Source organism: Alienimonas californiensis, assembly GCF_007743815.1.
In the GTDB taxonomy this organism is placed as follows: Bacteria; Planctomycetota; Planctomycetia; order Planctomycetales; family Planctomycetaceae; genus Alienimonas; species Alienimonas californiensis.
The window spans coordinates 2,069,216-2,086,536 of record NZ_CP036265.1 but is presented as its reverse complement, the minus strand read 5'-3'; the positions used below and the strand labels follow the sequence as shown (position 1 = coordinate 2,086,536).

Annotated in this window: 17 protein-coding genes; 11 read left to right on the top strand and 6 right to left on the bottom strand. The window is 70.0% G+C overall.

Translation table 11 applies throughout. The features are described from left to right. Positions 1 to 49 precede the first annotated feature (49 nt). From CA12_RS08090 to CA12_RS08075, 4 genes are all read right to left on the bottom strand, one after another. Positions 50 to 757 carry a methyltransferase domain-containing protein gene (locus CA12_RS08090; protein ID WP_145358451.1) on the bottom strand — a complete coding sequence of 236 codons (708 nt, stop codon included), beginning with the start codon at positions 755 to 757 and terminating at the stop codon, positions 50 to 52. Beyond that, positions 754 to 1,449 (bottom strand): hypothetical protein, encoded by a 696-nt coding sequence (locus CA12_RS08085; protein WP_145358449.1) that lies wholly within the window; start codon positions 1,447 to 1,449, stop codon positions 754 to 756. The genes CA12_RS08090 and CA12_RS08085 overlap by 4 nt, the downstream gene beginning before the upstream one ends. 119 nt (positions 1,450 to 1,568) lie before the next feature. Continuing rightward, positions 1,569 to 2,891 (bottom strand): ABC transporter ATP-binding protein, encoded by a 1,323-nt coding sequence (locus tag CA12_RS08080; protein WP_145358447.1) that lies wholly within the window; start codon positions 2,889 to 2,891, stop codon positions 1,569 to 1,571. Between the two features lie 174 nt (positions 2,892 to 3,065). Then, positions 3,066 to 4,106, bottom strand: coding sequence for a GDP-mannose 4,6-dehydratase (locus CA12_RS08075; RefSeq protein WP_242688159.1), 1,041 nt, complete (start codon positions 4,104 to 4,106; stop codon positions 3,066 to 3,068). A gap of 234 nt (positions 4,107 to 4,340) precedes the next feature. Here CA12_RS08075 and CA12_RS08070 point away from each other — a divergent pair, with 234 nt between their 5' ends. The 3 genes from CA12_RS08070 to CA12_RS08060 are packed head-to-tail and all read left to right on the top strand — an operon-like array spanning position 4,341 to position 7,374. After that, the gene (locus tag CA12_RS08070; protein ID WP_145358445.1) at positions 4,341 to 5,084 is read left to right on the top strand and encodes a TylF/MycF/NovP-related O-methyltransferase; all 744 of its coding nucleotides are present in this window, start codon (positions 4,341 to 4,343) and stop codon (positions 5,082 to 5,084) included. Beyond that, positions 5,081 to 6,034, top strand: a complete 954-nt coding sequence (locus CA12_RS08065) for a class I SAM-dependent methyltransferase (RefSeq protein ID WP_145358443.1) — start codon at positions 5,081 to 5,083, stop codon at positions 6,032 to 6,034. Before CA12_RS08070 ends, CA12_RS08065 begins: the two co-directional genes overlap by 4 nt. Further along, positions 6,031 to 7,374 (top strand): glycosyltransferase, encoded by a 1,344-nt coding sequence (locus CA12_RS08060; protein WP_145358441.1) that lies wholly within the window; start codon positions 6,031 to 6,033, stop codon positions 7,372 to 7,374. Before CA12_RS08065 ends, CA12_RS08060 begins: the two co-directional genes overlap by 4 nt. Positions 7,375 to 7,405: 31 nt before the next feature. Here CA12_RS08060 and clpB read toward each other — a convergent pair whose 3' ends face one another. Next, positions 7,406 to 10,045 carry an ATP-dependent chaperone ClpB gene (clpB, locus tag CA12_RS08055; protein WP_145358439.1) on the bottom strand — a complete coding sequence of 880 codons (2,640 nt, stop codon included), beginning with the start codon at positions 10,043 to 10,045 and terminating at the stop codon, positions 7,406 to 7,408. 225 nt (positions 10,046 to 10,270) lie between these two features. Between clpB and CA12_RS08050 the strand changes: the two genes are divergently transcribed. The 5 genes from CA12_RS08050 to ruvX all read left to right on the top strand — a co-directional run bounded on the left by CA12_RS08050 (position 10,271) and on the right by ruvX (position 14,363). Continuing rightward, positions 10,271 to 10,693: an ArsR/SmtB family transcription factor gene (locus CA12_RS08050; protein ID WP_315851329.1), complete on the top strand. Its 423-nt coding sequence runs from the start codon at positions 10,271 to 10,273 to the stop codon at positions 10,691 to 10,693. Between the two features lie 104 nt (positions 10,694 to 10,797). Continuing rightward, on the top strand, positions 10,798 to 11,304 hold the full coding sequence (locus CA12_RS08045; RefSeq protein WP_145358438.1) for an arsenate reductase ArsC: 507 nt from the start codon (positions 10,798 to 10,800) through the stop codon (positions 11,302 to 11,304). A gap of 17 nt (positions 11,305 to 11,321) precedes the next feature. Next, entirely contained in the window at positions 11,322 to 12,473 is a 1,152-nt protein-coding gene (arsB, locus tag CA12_RS08040) for an ACR3 family arsenite efflux transporter (RefSeq protein WP_145358436.1), read from the top strand. 112 nt (positions 12,474 to 12,585) lie between these two features. Further along, positions 12,586 to 13,704 (top strand): mannose-1-phosphate guanylyltransferase, encoded by a 1,119-nt coding sequence (locus CA12_RS08035; RefSeq protein WP_145358434.1) that lies wholly within the window; start codon positions 12,586 to 12,588, stop codon positions 13,702 to 13,704. Next, positions 13,701 to 14,363, top strand: coding sequence for a Holliday junction resolvase RuvX (gene ruvX, locus CA12_RS08030; protein WP_165700626.1), 663 nt, complete (start codon positions 13,701 to 13,703; stop codon positions 14,361 to 14,363). The genes CA12_RS08035 and ruvX overlap by 4 nt, the downstream gene beginning before the upstream one ends. Positions 14,364 to 14,829: 466 nt before the next feature. Here the strand turns inward: ruvX and CA12_RS08025 are convergent, their stop codons facing one another. After that, positions 14,830 to 15,750, bottom strand: coding sequence for a DUF4349 domain-containing protein (locus tag CA12_RS08025; protein WP_145358430.1), 921 nt, complete (start codon positions 15,748 to 15,750; stop codon positions 14,830 to 14,832). Between the two features lie 174 nt (positions 15,751 to 15,924). Between CA12_RS08025 and CA12_RS08020 the strand changes: the two genes are divergently transcribed. The 3 genes from CA12_RS08020 to yidD are packed head-to-tail and all read left to right on the top strand — an operon-like array spanning position 15,925 to position 17,205. Then, positions 15,925 to 16,509: a G protein-coupled receptor family protein gene (locus CA12_RS08020; RefSeq protein WP_145358428.1), complete on the top strand. Its 585-nt coding sequence runs from the start codon at positions 15,925 to 15,927 to the stop codon at positions 16,507 to 16,509. After that, positions 16,493 to 16,975 carry a ribonuclease P protein component gene (gene rnpA / locus CA12_RS08015; protein WP_145358427.1) on the top strand — a complete coding sequence of 161 codons (483 nt, stop codon included), beginning with the start codon at positions 16,493 to 16,495 and terminating at the stop codon, positions 16,973 to 16,975. The genes CA12_RS08020 and rnpA overlap by 17 nt, the downstream gene beginning before the upstream one ends. Further along, on the top strand, positions 16,975 to 17,205 hold the full coding sequence (yidD, locus tag CA12_RS08010) for a membrane protein insertion efficiency factor YidD (RefSeq protein WP_145361376.1): 231 nt from the start codon (positions 16,975 to 16,977) through the stop codon (positions 17,203 to 17,205). The genes rnpA and yidD overlap by 1 nt, the downstream gene beginning before the upstream one ends. Positions 17,206 to 17,321 lie beyond the last annotated feature (116 nt).

Below are 17,321 nucleotides of genomic sequence, written 5' to 3'. Positions count from 1 at the left end.
GGCGACGGGGGGAGCAGTGAAAAGGCCGGATGCGAGGCCGGGAGGTTCGTCAGGAGCCGCGTCGGACCGCAAAGAGGTGCCGACTCTCGTTGCGGTACTCCGTCGGGTAATACCCGAGGCATTCGATCTCTTCGGCGCCGGGCAGGTCGGAGAGCATTCCGTGGACGAACTGACGATTCGCGTCGGCGGAGTCGCCCATGTTCGGCATGGCGGCGGCGTATTCCGGCTTGCAGGAGAGCGACTCGCCGATTTCGAAGAACAGGCAGAGGCCCGCCTTCCCCCATAGCGTTCGCAGCATCTCCGTCGCGGGCTCCCACCCGAAGTTGACCGCCCACTGCTGCATCACGGACTTGAACACGACGACGTCGACGGCGGGCAGGCCGGCGATCGTCCGCGGGGTCATCTCGCGGCGCATGAACGCCACCCCGGTGGCGCCCCCGGCTTCGACGGCCTCATTGGCGGCCCGGACGGAATCGGGGTTCTGCTCCACGCCCAGGGCGGCGAATCCGGCGCCCGCCAGGCGCAGCGTGAAAAACCCGTTGGCGCAGCCGACGTCCATCGCGCTGCGGCAGTCGCGGTCGTCGGCCGGCAGGCGGCTTTCGATCGCCTCCCACTGCTCCCAACTGCTTCCCTCGCGGATGGAGCCTTCGCCCAGTTCCGGCGCTGGGTTGTATAGCTGTCGGCGGGACGCCGGGGGGGGGGGGCCGGGCAGCAGGCGCCGCAGGGAGCCGAAGGCGCGACGGGGGGCGGAGGTCATAGCGGGCTTCCTTCGGACCGACCGTGCAGCACGGGCCCGATCCCCAAACGATCGGGCGCCCGCTCTCGGCCGTCGAACTCGAATAATAAATTGAAATATTCCGCCGCGGCGTCCCGACTCCAACGTCCGGAGAGGACCTGCGGCCACGAGTCGAGTTCGCTCCCGCGAACGAAATGAATCGGCTGGCTGGGATCCAGCCAGGCCCGGAATTTCTCGACGCCGAGATGGGAAAGGATCGCGCAGCGGTGTTGCCCGCCCGTGACCAGGAACCGTCGGTCCCCGGAGCCCCGCAGCGCGAAGACGCCCCGGATGTAACCGTCCCGGTGTCGCGCCGGCCGATAACCCTCGGCCTGAATCTTGCGATATAGCTCCCACATCCCCCACACGTCCGCCCGAATCGCCTCCGGGGACCGGGGACCGCACTGGTGCACGTCGTCCGTCGCGAACGAGAGGCCCCGGTCGCTCCAGGGGACCAGATACTCCGAGTCGTGCGGCCAGCCGGGGCGGCCGTCGCACCCCATCAGTCCGGCGAGCGTGGAATGATGATATTGTTCGTAGAATTGTTCGAAGGGCGGGAGAGCCCCCTCCGGCCCGGCGTGGCGATCAAAGTCCCGCAGCATCGCCGTAAAGTAGTGCCACCCGCTCGGGGCGTAGGAGAACCCCAGCGAATTCGCGCATTCGGCGACGGACACGATCGGCCTCCGCCCGGCCAGGAGTTCCCGTGCCGAGTCGATGCGCCGCCGCGGAGGGCCGGCGGCGACCCAGCGGACGGAACGGCGCACCGCGCTGCGGAGCGGTCGGAGAAGCGCTCTCATGCCGCCCGGTTCACGATTGCGGGCGCGGCGGCCTCTTCCGCCGGGGCGAACGACCATTCGTGCGGCGTGAGGACGCCGGCACGTTGCTGAATCGGGAAGGGCCGGCCATAGCCGAAAAAATCGCCGTCCACCACGTCGAACTCATAGGCGTCCTCAATGGTGTCCTGCCCGCTGCCCGGCGCTCCGATCGAAATCTTCAATCGATAGCGGCCCGGCATGAGCGGGAGCCGGGGAATCGTGCAGACCAACTCGCCCCGGGGCGGTAGGCGTTCGAGCGTTTCGGCAGGACTGGTCGCGGTGTAAAAGCCCGTGAGGTAGCGCCCGTCGGCGGCGCTGACCGCCACCCCGGCGCCGACCCGGTCCAGCAACGCTCCGTCGTCGCCCGCCTGATAGCTCAGCCGAAGTACGACCGTTTCGCCGCAAGCGAGGACGTCTCGGGACGGATCGTCCGTCGGACGCATCGAGACCGCGGTCAGGCGGAAACCGCCCTCCGAAAGCCGGTCCGTTCGCTCGGCGAGGGCGACTTTCCGCTCCGGTCCGTCGAAGTAATCCTGCACGACCTCCATGACGTCGCCGTCGTTGACGATCCGACCCTCGCGCAGAAGGACCGCGCGGCTGCATAAAATGCTGATGGCGCCCATGTTGTGGCTGACGAACAGCACCGTCCGTCCCTCGCCGGCGACGGTCTTCATGCGGCCGAGGCACTTCTTCTGGAAGTCCGAGTCGCCGACCGCGAGCACCTCGTCCACGATCAGCAATTCGGGCTCGAGATGCGCGGCGACGGCAAACCCGAGCCGGACCTTCATCCCGCTGCTGTAGCGTTTCACCGGGGTGTCGAGGAATTTTTCCACGCCGCTGAAGGCGACGATTTCGTCCAGCTTCGCGTCGACCTCGCGCTTGCTCATCCCCAGCAGGGTGGCGTTCATATAGACATTCTCCCGCCCGGTCAGCTCCGGGTGGAAGCCGGTCCCGACCTCCAGCAGGCTCCCGACCCGCCCCTCGATCTGCACCGTACCGGTCGTCGGCGCCGTCACCCGGCTGAGGATCTTCAGGAGCGTGCTCTTGCCGGCCCCGTTGCGGCCGACGATCCCCACGACTTCCCCGGGCGTCACTTCAAAGTCGACGTCCTTCAACGCCCAGAACGAGCCAGACCCGCCTTCGGCGGATCGGCCGTCGGCATCGACGGAGTGTTCGTCGGGCGGCAGGCCCCGCAGGCGCCGCGTCCACCGCCGGGCCACTCCCGACAGGGTGCCCGCATGTGTCAGGCCCAGGTCGTACCGCTTCCCCAATCCTTCGGCTCGCAAGGCGGGCGGGGACATCGCGACCAGGGGAGTCAGAAAACCGAGGAGCAAGGAGCCGAGCGTAACGGTTGCGCCGGCTTTGCGGGACCAGGACGGCAGCCTACAGGATTCCCCCGCATCGAAAAACAGCAACTTCCGCGTCCCGTTCCGCGGGCCGTGCCAGGCAGGGATCAACCGCGGTCGGAGGCGGGTTCAGGAGGCGTTGCGTTCGGCGGCGACCCGCTTCACGTCGGCGTCGACCATCAGGCGGACCAGTTCCTCGAACGTCGTTTCGGCCCGCCAGCCCAGCGCCCGCTCCACCTTCGAGGGGTCGCCGCGGAGGTTCTTCACCTCGGTCGGACGTTCGAAGGCGGGGTCCGTTTTGACGTGTTGCCGCCAGTCCAGCCCCACGCGGTCGAATGCCGCGGCGAGCAGGTCCTCGATCGTGTGGGCCACCCCGGTGGCGATGACGTAATCGTCCGGGGCGTCGGCGGAGAGCATCAGTCGCATCGCCTCCACGTACTCCTTCGCGTAGCCCCAGTCGCGAGCGGCGCCGAGCCAGCCCAGCGTGACGGTCTCCTGCCGTCCCGCGGCGATGCGGGCCGCGGCCAGCGTGATCTTGCGGGTGACGTAATTCGGCGGGCGGCGGGGGCTTTCGTGATTAAAGAGAATGCCGTTGCAGGCGAACAGCCCGTAGCCGTCGCGGTAGTTCCGCACGAGGTGGTAGGCGCAGGTCTTCGCGGAGGCGTACGGGTTCTGGGGTCGCAGCGGGGTGCGTTCCGTCTGCGGAACGACGTCGGGAGAGCCGAACAGCTCCGAGGAGGAGGCCTGATAAAAGCGCACCTCCTGCCGCTCCGAGAGCGACCGGGCCGCCTCCAGCAGGTTCGCCACGGCCAGCGCGTTGGCCGCGACGGTGCCGGCGGGGCTCTTAAAGGACTCGCCGATGTGGCTCTGGGCGGCGAGGTTGTAGATCTGCTGCGGGGCGACCTCCCCCACCAGCCGGGAGACGGCGGCGCCGTCGGTGGCGTCGGCGCCGTGCAGCGCGAGCCGGTCCGCGTGGGGACGCACCCCGGGGAGGTCCTGCAGCGCCGCGGCCTTCGCCCCTGCCGGATCGCGGGTCAGCCCGTGGACCTCGTAACCGGCCGCCAACAGCGATTCGGTGAGGTACGACCCGTCCTGGCCGGTGATGCCGGTCACCAATGCCCGCTTCATCGCCTCGCCCGCCAGCAAACGTTTCAATCGGGAGGGTCGCATCGCCGTCGTCCCGCGTCCCGCCGAGCGTAGCAGGAGGGCAAACCGGAGAACAGCCGGCCTCCTCGGGTTGCCCCGCCCGCCCGCGGTGCATTAGGGAAGCCGGAGTCGCCCGGCGGCGCCGCTCCCCGCCGAGGCGGGAACCCAGCGACGGCCCGTGGGACCGCTGATTGAACGCCCGATCGAACCGCTCCATAGTGGCGGACGCTCGACCTGCCCACCCTCGCGCCGCCCGCCGTGCCCGCTCCGTTCCGCTCGCTCAGCCGCCGGGTACTCGACCGCGTGACGGGCCGTCCGCAACCGGCGCCGCAGGGCCCGCACGCCGACGTAATCGCCGCCGTCCGCGACTACACGATGACCAGCCCCGCCCGGGTGGCGGCGCTTTGCGACGCCGTGGAGTACGTGCAGAACCACAACCTGCCGGGCGACTTCGTCGAGTGCGGCGTCTGGCGGGGCGGCAGCGTGATGGCGATGCTGCACGTGCTCAAACGGCGCGGCGAACTCGGCCGCGACGTGCACCTGTTCGACACCTTCGAGGGCATGTCCGCGCCCACGGACCTCGACCGCGATCCCGACGGCCACACCGCCGCGGAGTTGCTGGAGGAGGAAAAGGCCGATAAAGCCGCCTCCGCGAACTGGGCGTACTGCTCCCAGGAGGACGTCGAGCGGAACGTGGCGAGCGTCGGCTACCCCGCGGAGCGCCTGCATTTCGTCCGCGGCAAAGTGGAGGACACCCTCCCCGACGCGGTGCCGGAGACGATCTCCCTGCTGCGGCTCGACACCGACTGGTACGAGTCGACGAAGCACGAATTAGAGCATCTCTTCCCGCGCCTCGTGCCGGGGGGCGTCCTGATTCTGGACGACTACGGCCACTGGGAAGGCGCCCGGCGGGCGGTGGACGAATACCTGCGGGACCGCGGCGTGCGGATGTTCCTCCAGCGGGTGGATTACACCGGCCGGCTCGCGGTCAAACAGGGATGAGTCCGCCCGCACGGCCCGCTGCGGGGGAAGCGTTCGCCCGTCGCCTGAACCTCGGCTGCGGGTCCCGGTATCGGGACGACTGGACTAACGTGGACGTCCGGTCCGCCCCCGGCGTCCTGGCGCACGACCTGCGGGACCCGCTGCCGTTCGCCGACGCCTCCTACGACTTCGTCTATCACTCCCACGTGCTGGAGCACTTCCGCCCCGCGGACGTGCCGGCCTTTCTGAGGGAGTGCCGGCGCGTGCTGCGGCCGGGGGGGACGCTCCGCGTCGTCGTGCCCGACCTGGAGGGCGTCGTCCGCGGGTATCTCGCCGCCCTGGACCGCTGCGCCGACGACGACGACGGCTCCGCCGAGCGGACGGCGGCGGAGCGCGATCTCTATTGGATGACGCTGGAGCTTTACGACCAGACGACCCGGGAGCGGTCCGGCGGACGCATGGGCGACTTGCTGCGATCCGCGGACGTGCCGAACGAACGGTTCATCCGCGAGCGCTGCGGGATGGAAGTCGCCCACTGGCTGGACGCCCGCGGCAAAGCCCCCGCCGGCCCGACCGGCGACGCCGCCCCGCGACGGTCGCCCTGGCGGCGGGCGGCGGGAGCGGTGCGACGCGGACTCCGGGCGCTCGGCGGACGGGCGCTCACCGAACGGGCACTCGGTTCGATCGACCGCGAGGCGCTGCGGATCGGCCGCTTCCGACTGGCGGGCGAGGTGCATCAGTGGATGTACGACCGGGTGAGCCTCGCCCGCACGCTGCGGGAGGCCGGGTTCGTCGAGCCGATTCGCCGCGGGGCCGGCGAGAGTGCCTGGGACGGTTGGGCCGATCAACGCCTGGACGCCGAAGCCGACGGCACGATTTATAAACCGGACTCCCTGTTCATGGAGGCGACCCGGCCCGCGCCGCCCGCCGCCGGGGACCGCCCCGGGGATCAGGCCGGGCGGACGGCATGATCCGTCCGCTCTTGCTCAGCACGTCGGACAAGGCCGGCGGCGCGGCCCGGTCCTCGTGGCGGTTGCACCGCGGGCTGCGGGCGGTCGGCTGCCCGTCGCGGATGCTGGCGTTCAATAAGTCCTCGGACGATCCCGCCGTGCGGGCGTTCCGGCCGTCGCTCTCCGTCGGCCGGCGGCTCGCCCGCCGGCTCCGAGAGCGGTCGCTCCGCCGCGATCTGCCCATTCGGCTGGCCGGCGACCCGCCGTTCGAGGTCTTCCATACTGACCGCAGCGTCCACGGCGCCGACCTGCTGGACACGATCTTCCCCCAAGCCGGCGGCGCCCCGTCGGTCGGCAACGCCCAGTCGGAGGGGTCGCCCGACGCCCCGCCGGACGTGCTGAACCTGCACTGGGTCGTTGGGATGTTTGACGACGCCGCGTTTCTGCCCGCCGCCGCCGCCCGGGTGCCGCTGGTCTGGACGCTGCACGACATGCAGCCGTTCACCGGCGGCTGTCATTACGACCGCGGGTGCGGGCGCTTCGTCAGCCCGGAGGGTCGGCCGGGGTGCGGCCGCTGCCCGCAACTGGCCGGGGACGCGGAGCGCGATCTGTCCCGCCGCATCTGGGAGCGGCGGGCTCGGGCGTTCGCCAAAATCCCGACCGACCGCCTGACCTTCGTCACCCCCAGCCGCTGGCTCGGGGCGGAGGTCGGCCGCAGTTCGCTGTGCGGACGCTTTCCGGTCGAGGTGATCCCCTACGGCCTGGAAACGGACGTGTTCCGGCCGCGGAACCAAGCCGCCGCCCGGGAGTTGCTGGGCGTCCCGCCGGACGCCAAGACGGCGCTATTCCTCGCGGACGCGGTCAACAACGTCCGCAAAGGGTTTTCCTATTTGAAGGGGGCGTTGGAACGCCTGCGGGGGCTGCCGAACCTGTGCGCCCTCACGGTCGGTCGCGGCGTGCCGGACCTGCCGGAGGGCCTGCCGCACGTCTCGTTGGGTTCGGTTTCGGACGATCGGCTGCTCGCGCTGGCGTACTCCGCCGCGGACCTGTTCGTGATTCCCTCGCTGGCGGACAACCTGCCGAACACCGTGCTGGAGGCGATGGCCTGCGGGACGCCGTCGGTCGGGTTCGCGGTCGGCGGCGTGCCGGACATGATCCGCCCCGGCGAGACCGGCCTGCTGGCCCCGCCGGAGGACGTGCCCGCCCTTGCCGACACCCTCGCCGCCCTGCTCTCCGACGACGCCCTGCGGACCCGGCTCGGGGCGAACTGCCGCCGGGTCGCGGAGGCGGAATACCCCCTCGCCCGGCAGGCGCACGACTATCAGGCGTTGTTCGCCCGCGTCGCCGGCGCCGCCGCCTGACGCCGCCGGACAGGAGGCGGCGGAGACGGCGCTATGCCTCCGCCTCCCTCGCCTCCGTCCCGCGGAAGACAAAGCCGTCCGGGGCGGCGTCGACGGAGATCGTCGATCCTTCCTTGAAGCGGCCGTCCAGCAGGGCCTCGGCGAGGCCGTTTTGCAGACGGTCCTGGATCACCCGCCGCAGCGGCCGGGCGCCGAAGGTCGGGTCGTAGCCCTCGTTGGCGAGCAATTGCTTGGCGTCGTCGGTGACCTCCAGTTGGTAGCCCTCCGCCTCGACCCGCTTCCGCAGGCCGTCCAGTTGCAGGTCGACGATCTGGCGGATCTCCGCCCGCGTCAGCGGGTTGAACACGACCACGCTGTCGATCCGGTTCAAAAACTCCGGCCGCAACGCCCGTCGCAGCACGCCGAGCACTTCCTTCTTCACCTCCGCCGGCAATTCATTGGCGTCGGCCATCTCCAGGATGCGGTCCGAGCCGATATTGGAGGTCATCACGATGACGGAATTACTAAAGTCGACCGTCCGCCCCTGCCCGTCGGTCAGGCGGCCGTCGTCCAGGACCTGCAGAAGGATATTGAGGACGTCCGGGTGGGCCTTTTCGATCTCGTCCAGCAGGATCACGCTGTACGGCTTGCGGCGGACAGCCTCGGTCAGCTTGCCGCCCTCCTCATAACCGACGTACCCCGGGGGGGCACCGATCATCCGGGCGACGCTGTGCTTCTCCATGAATTCGGACATATCGAGCCGGGTGAGGGCCCGCTCGTCGTCGAATAAGAACTGGGCCAGCGCCTTGCACAGTTCCGTTTTGCCCACGCCGGTGGGGCCGAGGAACAGGAAGGAGCCGACCGGCCGGTGCGGGTCGCCCAGCCCCGACCGCGACCGGCGGACGGCGTCCGCCACGGCGGCGACAGCCTCGTCCTGACCGACCATGCGGCTCTTCAAAAGCTGCTCCATATTGAGAAGTTTTTCGCGCTCGGTTTGCAGCATCCGGGTCACCGGCACGCCGGTCCAGGCGCTGACGACCTTCGCAATATCCTCGCCGGTCACCTCCTCGCGGAGCAGCCGGTCCTCCGGGGCGATCTCCGCGAAGCGGGTTTCGAGGCGTGTTAATTTCTCCTCGGCCGCCTTCAGTTTCACCTCGGCCTCGTAGGCTCTTTGAAAGTCTTCGTTGGCGTTCGTCTGCCGGGCGACGGTGAAGGCCCGTTCGCGTTCGGTGCGGAGGGAACCGATCTCCTCCTGCAACGGCTTCAGCCCGCTGAGCGTCTCCTTCTCCGCCTCCCAGCGGGCCTTGAGGGCGTTGAAGGACTCCTCGCGGTCGGCGATCTCGCGGTTCAATTCGCCCAGCCGTTCCTTGCTCTCCGCGGAGCCCTCCTGTTCGAGCACCTTCGCCTCGACCCGCATGCGGGCCAGCGTGCGGTTGGCCTCGTCCAGTTCCGCGGGCATGGAGTCGATCTCCATCCGCAGCCGACTGGCGGCCTCGTCGATCAGATCGATCGCCTTGTCCGGCAGGAAGCGGTCGTTGATATACCGGTCGCTCAGCGCCGCCGCCTGCCGCAGGGCGGCGTCGGTGATTTTGACGCCGTGGTGCGTCTGATATTTATCGACAATGCCCCTCAGGATCGACAGCGTGTCCTCCACGCTCGGCTCGCCGACCAGCACGGGCTGAAAGCGGCGCTCGAGGGCCGGGTCCTTTTCGATATACTTGCGGTATTCGTCCAGGGTCGTGGCGCCCACGCAGCGCAGGTCGCCGCGGGCCAGGGCCGGCTTGAGCAGGTTGGCGGCGTCCATCGCCCCCTCCGTCTTGCCGCTGCCGAGCAGCAGGTGGACCTCGTCGATGAACAGAATCACCTGCCCGTCGCTGCCCGTGACCTCCTTCAGCACCGCTTTGAGGCGCTCCTCGAACTCCCCGCGAAATTTCGCCCCGGCCACCAGCGCGCCCATATCCAGGGCGACGATGGTTTTGTCTTTAATGTTCGTCGGCACGTCCCCGTCGACGATCCGCATGGCCAGTCCCTCGGCGATCGCCGTTTTGCCCACGCCGGGTTCGCCGATCAGGCAGGGGTTGTTCTTGCGGCGCCGGCTCAGCACCTGAATGACGCGGCGGATCTCCGCGTCGCGGCCGATCACCGGATCGATCTTCCCGCGCCGGGCCAGGTCGACGAGGTTCTGGCCGTATTGTTCGAGGGCCTGATAGGTGCCCTCCGGGTTCTGGCTGGTGACGGTCTGCCCGCCGCGGACGGCCTTCAGCCCTTCGAGCAGGTCCTTCTCGTCGGCCCCGGCCATGGTCAGCAGGCGGCCGGCGGCCTCGCCGGCGTCCAGCAGGCCCAATAACAGGTGTTCGGTGGAGGTGAACTGGTCCTTCATCGCGTCGGCCCGTTTGCGGGCGGCGTCGAGAACCTTCATAAAGGCCGTATCCGCCCCGGGCGGCTCCCCCGCCCGGCCGCCGGCCCGGGCCGGCAGGCGGGACAGTTCGCTGTCGACGGTGGACCGCAGCTGCGGCAGGTTCACGCCGACGCGCTTGAGCAGCGGATCGACCACCCCGCCGGTCTCCTCCAACAGCGCCTTGAGGAGGTGCAACGGCGTGAGCTGCGGGTTCCCGGCCTCGCCGGCGCGTTCCTGCGCGTCGGCGACGGCGTCGCGGGCTTTGATGGTGAGTTGTTCGGGGCGAAAGGCCATCGGATTGGGAATAGGATTGAAGGGGGATGCGATACGCCGCGCCGGCCGCGGATAAGCAGTCGGCGCAGTCCGAAATTCTACGGTCCGGCGGCGTGAGGTGAAGGGGAGAACCGCACCGCGACCCCTGCGACTTCGCCTGGGATCGACTTCGCCCGGGGCGGGAGACGGCCGCGGCCGGACGAACGTTGACGGGCCGGGGGCGGACTTCTACATTCGAAAAACCGAATGTCCGAGCCCGCACCGACCGCCGCCGCAATCGAATCCCCGGCCGGAGCCGCAGAGCCCGCCGCGATGGAATTCCTGCGGGCCTTCGCCAATCCGATCCGACTGCGGTTGCTGGGGCTGCTCTGGTCCTCCGGTCGGGACGGCAGCGGCGAGGTGTGCGTCTGCGACCTGGTCACGGTGCTGGGCGTGCCTCAGCCGACCGCCTCCCGGCATCTGGCCCTCCTGCGGGACGCCGGGCTGGCGACCTGTCGCAAGGACGGGGCGTGGTGCCATTACCGGCTGACCGAGCCCGGCGACGCCGTGCATCGGCGACTGCTGGCAACGCTCGAAGCCGTGGCCGAGAGCGACCCGCAACTCGCCGCCGACGCCGAACGGCTGCGCTACGTCGGGTGCGGATCCTCCGGCCGCGGCGACTGCCGCTGATCCGATTCGGCGTCACGTTTTTTTGCCCGATGACATCCGGAAAACCGGATACGCGGCCCTCCGGCCGCTTTTCTCCTGAGCTTTCCCCCTCCAACGAGACCGAGATGACCTCGCCCGACGATCCCCTCGCCGACCGCCTCGGCGGGGCGAGGAGCAAGCCGCTGGTCCTGATCCTCTGCACCGGGAATTCCTGTCGCAGCCAGATGGCCGAGGGCTTTCTGCGGAGGTTTCACGGCCACCGGTTCGCCGTCCGCAGCGCCGGGACGAAGCCCGCGGACGCCGTGCATCCCCTGGCCGTGCGGGTGATGGCCGAGGCCGGCGTCGGGATCCACGACGCCCTGCCGACGCGGCTGGGCGAATATCTCGGCCGGCTGCCGGTGCGGCACCTCCTGATCGTTTGCGACCACGCCTCGGAGACCTGCCCGCGGATCTGGCCCGGGGCGGTCACCCGGCACGTCCTCCCGTTCGACGACCCGGCCGCAGTGGAGGGGACGGAGGACCAGAAACTGGCGGTCTTCCGCCGCGTCCGCGACGAAATCGAGACGGCGATGACGGCCTACGACCCCAAACAGACCGAAGGCGACCTGGTCGCCGCGGAGGCGACCCGATGAGCGTTCAAGACGTCCCGATGTCCATTCAAGATGCGTCCGCCGCCCCGAGCCGGCGGCTCTCCTTTCTGGACCGCTATCTGACGGTCTGGATCTTCGCCGCGATGGCCGCGGGCGTGCTGCTGGGGTACGCCCTGCCGGGGGCGGAGGAGGCCGTCAGCGGACTGTCCGTCGGCACGACGAACGTCCCCATCGCCCTGGGATTAATCGTGATGATGTACCCGCCGCTGGCGAAGGTGAAATACGAGGAGCTGGGCGACGTGTTTCGCGACTGGCGAGCGCTGGGCGTGTCGCTGGTTCAGAACTGGATCGTCGGCCCGCTGTTGATGTTCGGCCTCGCCGTCGGTTTCCTCGGCCTCCTGGCCCCGACGCTGCTGGGGGACGACCCGCGATATACGGAGTTCATGGTCGGCCTGATCCTGATCGGCCTGGCCCGGTGCATCGCGATGGTGATCGTCTGGAACGATCTGGCCCGCGGCGACAGCGAGTACGCGGCCGGTCTGGTCGCCCTCAACAGCGTCTTTCAGGCGCTCTTTTACAGCCTTTACGCCTGGCTGTTCGTGACCGTGCTGCCGCCGATGCTGGGCTTGGAGGGCAGCGTCGTGGAGGTGGGCGTCGGCGAGATCGCGCTGAGCGTGGCGATTTATCTCGGCATCCCGTTCGCGGCCGGCATGCTGACGCGGTTCGTCCTGCTGCGGGCGAAGGGGAAGACGTGGTACGAGGAGACGTTCCTGCCGACGATCAGCCCGCTGACGCTGGCGGCCCTGCTGGCGACGATCGTGGTGATGTTCCTGTTTCAGGGGGAACGCATCGTCGCGCGGCCGCTGGACGTGGCGGTCATCGCCGTGCCGCTGCTAATTTATTTCGTGGTGATGTTCCTGGTCAGCTTCTGGGCCGGCCGGGCGGTGGGAGCGGACTACTCCACGACGGCGGCGGTCAGCTTCACGGCCGCCGGCAATAACTTCGAACTGGCGATCGCGGTGGCGGTCGGCGTGTTCGGCATCGGCCACGGGGCGGCCTTCGCGGCGGTGATCGGGCCGCTGGTCGAGGTGCCGGCGCTGATCGGGCTGGTGAACGTCGCCTTCTGGCTCCAACGCCGCTGGTTCGGCGGGGAGATCGTCGAGGGCGGCCCCGTGGCCCCGGACGTCGGCTGTCCCACGGTGATCGCCTGAGGGGGAAACGCCGCGGCGGCCCCGGCTTCGAACGGGTGGGTCCCCCGCCCGCCGGTCGGTAGACTGGGCCGCGAATCCTTCGCCCTCCGTCGCTCCTTCCTGTTCGTCCCCCATGTTGCACGCCGTCGTCATGGCCGGCGGGAGCGGGACTCGGTTTTGGCCGCAGTCCCGCACCGCCCTGCCCAAACAGCTTCTGCCCATCGCCGGGGAGCAGACCATGCTCCGCCAGACCGTCGATCGGCTCTACGGCCCGAACGGCGCGGCGGGCGACGGCGGGGCGGGCACGATCGCCCCAGAGCGGGTGTGGGTCGTCACCAACGCCGTGCAGGCGGAGGAAGTCCGCAAGCAACTGCCCGAGGTGCCGGCCGGGAACGTGCTGGTCGAACCCTGCGCCCGCAACACGGCCCCCTGCGTGGGGCTGGCGGCGGTGCATCTGCTCAAGGCCGATCCCGACGCGACGATGCTCGTGCTGCCGGCCGACCACGTGATCGGCCCGCCGGAGGTCTTCCAGCAGGCCGCCGCGACCGCCGCGGCGGTGGTGCAGGACGGCCCCGGCCGGTTCGTGCTGTTCGGCGTGCCGCCGACGTTTCCGTCCGAGGGCTTCGGTTACATTCAGCGGGGCGCCCCGCTGCCGGGCTTCGAGGAGAAGAAGGCGTTCTCCGTCGCCTCCTTCCGCGAAAAGCCGGACGCCGACACGGCCCGGCAATATATCGACAGCGGCGACTTCTATTGGAACTGCGGGATCTTCACCTGGCGGGCCGAGGCGATCCTCGACGCGCTGGCGGAATACGAGCCGAACACCCGCAAGCGGCTGACCGAGATCGCCGGCACCCTGGGGACGCCGCGCTATGAGGAGACGGTCGAAGCCGAGTTCCCGCAGTGCGACTCCGTCAGCATCGACAACGCCGTGCTGGAACGCACCGATGCCGCCTGCGTGCTGGAGGCGCCCTTTGATTGGGACGACGTCGGCAGCTGGGGCGCCCTCCGCCGCCTGCTGGGCGAGGACGAGGCCGGGCACAGCAGCGACGCGAAGAAGTTCGTCTCGCTGGAGTCCAAAAACTGCACCGTGCGGGACACCACCGGCGAGCACCTCATCTGCGCCCTGGGCGTGGAGGACCTGATTATCGTCCACACCGCGGACGCCACACTGGTGGCGAAGCGGGGAGACGAAAACGCCGTCAAACGGTTGATCGGCGAATTGAAAGAGCGAGGTCTGGAGGAGTACCTGTGAGCGACGCACACGGCCTGAACGACGCCAGCCACGTGACCGACGTGACCGACGGCCACGAAGCGGCCCCGCCGCGCCCGCAGGCGGACGCGGCGCCGGATTTCCCCAATTTCGGCCGACTGCTGGGCCTGGACCACGGCAAGGTGCGGATCGGCGTGGCCGTCTCCGACACCGGGCAGGAGTACGCCGCCGCGGTGGAGACCTACGTGCGCACCGACCCGGGGTCGGACGCGGCGTTCTTCAAAACCGTCAAGCGGGAGCACGACCCGGTCGCGGTGGTCGTCGGTTTGCCGCTGCACTTCGGCGGGGAGGAGAGCGGCAGCAGCGGCGGCGCCCGGGCCTTCGGGAAGTGGATCGGCGGGGTCTTGAAGTTGCCGGTCGTCTTTCACGACGAACGCTGCACCAGCGCCGCGGCGGACGATTTAATGCGCTCCGCCGGAGTGACGGGGCGGAGCGCCACGAAAAGCGCCCGCGACAAACTCGCCGCCCAGATTTTATTGCAGAGTTATCTCGACAGCCGCCGCCCGGAGGGCAGCGGCGTCGAGCGGACGCAGATGGACCCCGCCGCCGACCCCTCGCTGGCGATCCCGGTGACCGAACCCGTCCGCGGCCGCGACCGCCGCAAAATGCGCAAACAACGCCGCAGCCGGAAGGGGTGGTGAGGAACCCATTCTCCCCTCTCCCCCCTTTTGGGGGAGAGGGGTCGGGGGTGAGGGGGGAGCAGCACCCGGTCGTTCGCCAGCCCGCGATCGGCGAAGCGGGTTCTGTGAGCCCGAAGCGCAAGCGAGGTGTGGACGGTTCCGAACCTCGCTTGCGCTTCGGGCTCACACAGAACACTGAACGAAGACGTAAGAACCGTGCGTCACCCTCACCCCCGGCCCCTCTCCCTGAGGGAGAGGGGAGCAGAAGGCGGCGAACCTCCTCTCAACGTCCGCAGACCTCGTCTCCCCTCGCCCCCCTTTTGGGGGAGAGGGGCCGGGGGTGAGGGGGCGGTGACGCGCGGACGCTGTTCACCGTCCGCACGCTCACCCGTCAGCCGGATCGTCACTGCATGAGCGGGGGCCGGTGAACTGCGCCTCACCCTCACCCCCGGCCCCTCTCCCTCAAGGGAGAGGGGGGAAAACGGACTCACGTCGTGCGCCGGCGCCGGGCGCGGCGGACGATCGTCCAGATCAGCAGGGCCAGCGGCAGGCCGATGACGAGGGCGAACGGGGTGACGGCGACCACGAACAGCGTCAGCCCGCGACCGAAGGAAGCAAGGGCGGCCAGCGAGTTGTCCCACGTCGCCGCGATCCGCTCCCCGAAGCCGGGTTGCCGCGGCGGGACGTAGTCGCGTTCCTCCCGCACGCTGAGGGTGATCGTGCTGTAGGCGGTTTGATTGGACAGATAACGCAGCCGGCCCTCGGCGGTTTCGATCTCCTCTCGCACGCGGGCCAATTCGCGTTCGATCTCCAGCACGTCCTTTAATTCGCCGGGGCGCTCGGCGAGCAGCTCCAGCAACCGCGTTTCCAGCGCCCGGCGGCCGGCGAGGCGGGCCTCGACGTCGACGAACTCCGCGGTCACGTCCCGGGCCGTTTCGTCCCGTTCCTCGACCACGCCCAGCCCGCCGGCGCCGCTGAGGAAGGCCTCGTAGCGCTCCACCGGCACCCGCACCGTCCACGTGCCCCGCAGCCGATCGCCCGTCGAACGGTCCACGTTCGACCCGGCGACGTAACCGCCGAACTTTTCGACGAGCGCCGGGATCGCCGTCTCGGCGGCGGCGAAGTCGTCGACCACCACAGTCAGGTCGGCGGTGTAGATGATCTTCGGCTTGGCGGCCGTGGGGCGGGCGTCGCCGCCGGCGGCGTCGGACGGGGCGCTCGGTTCGCCCCCCTCTTCAATCGGCAACTGGATCGTGAGGTGGTCGTAGTCGCTCCCCGGCGACTCTGACGCCGGGGCGTCGCTCACAGTGAAGTTGCGGCTGTTCGCCTCCTCCTGCCCGCACCCGGCGAGGGCCAACAGGCCGGAGGCGAGCAGCGAGGCGGCAACGAAACGGAACGAACGGGACATGGGCGGGGCTGTGGCAGGACGGGGCCCCGACGGACGCCGCAGGCGGCGGCGGAGTTCCCGGGTTCCAGGACGGACTCCGGGGCGGGTGACTCCGGGGCGGGTTGAGGCGGCGGGGGGCGGCGGTAGCATGACCGGAACCGCTCCGGTCCGTCGCCCGTCCCGCACCGCTTCGCCGTGTCCTCCCCCCTCCCCCGCCGGCCGTCGATCCGCCGGTGGTTCTGGACGGGGGCGGCGGTGCTGGGGTTCGTTTGGGCGGCGCTGGGACTGATCGGGGCGTCGCCGCTGGTCGCTCAGGAGCCGTGGGACGAACCGGCCGCGGCGGAGGCCGGGGACGCGACCGTCGGCGGCGGGGAGGCGTTCGGCGCCCCGGCCGTGCCGGCGAACCCCGTGGTCCGGCGGCGGGAGATGACGGAAACGCTGTGGTACATGTTCTTCGTGACCGCGGGGGTGCTGTTCGCGTTGGTGGCGATCGTGTGGGGCCTCGGTTGGTACAAGCGCGCCTTCCTGGAGGAGGACGAGTTGCAAGCCGAGCTGTTCGACGCCGCCACCCGGGCGGAGATCGAACGTCATCGCAAACAGGTGCAGGCCGAACAGGAGGCGGCGAAGCGGGCCGCGGAGACCGAAACGACCGGTGCCGACCGGGACACGTTGCCCGACCGTTCGCCGTCTGGAGCGGCCGAGTCGCCCCGCGACACGCTGGCCGAACAGACCGCGGCCCCGCCGGACCCCGCCGTGCAGCGCGATGCCGACGCCCGCTGACGCGTCCCCCGGTTCGCCGTCGCCGATCGGCGGCGCGCGTCCTGAGCAGGCCGCGGAGCCGGACGAGCGGTTCCCGAAGCACGTGCGGCTGCGGACGACGCCGCAGTTCAGCCGCGTCTACGACGCGAAGTGCCGGGCCGGCGACGGCGTGTTGCTGGTCTTCGGGGCCCCGCGGCCGGAGGACGATCCGGAGCGGCTGTATCAGGGGCGGGCGATCAGCCGGGTCGGGCTGAGCGTCTCCAAGAAGAACGGCAACTCGGTCGCCCGGCACCGCGTGAAACGCCTGCTGCGGGAGGCGTTTCGCACCTCCAAGGCGGACCTGCCGGCGGGGTGGGACTTCGTGCTCATCCCCCGCCCGAAGACCGGCGCCGACCTCCCGCGGCTCCGCAGGAGCCTCGTCAAACTCGCCCGGCGCCTGCCGGGACAGTGGGCGAGCAAACAATCCCGACCCGGCGGGGGGCGCTGATGGCGGGGTTCCTCAAACGGCTGCCGGCGCTGCTGCTGGTGGGCGGGGTGCGGTGCTATCAGATCTGGATCTCCCCGCTGCTGGGGCCGACCTGCCGCTACACGCCGACGTGCAGCCACTACGCGATCGAGGCCGTGCGGAAGTACGGGGCGCTCCGTGGGGCGTGGAAGGCCGTCTGCCGCATCGGCCGCTGCCACCCGTTCCACCCCGGCGGCTACGACCCGCCGTGAGCGCGCCGTTCTCCCCTCGCCCACCTTTTGGGGGAGCGGGGTCGGGTGTGAGGGGGCTGTGACTCATGCACGCCCTTCACGGGCCGGTTCGCTCTCCCGTCGGCCGGTGACCCACC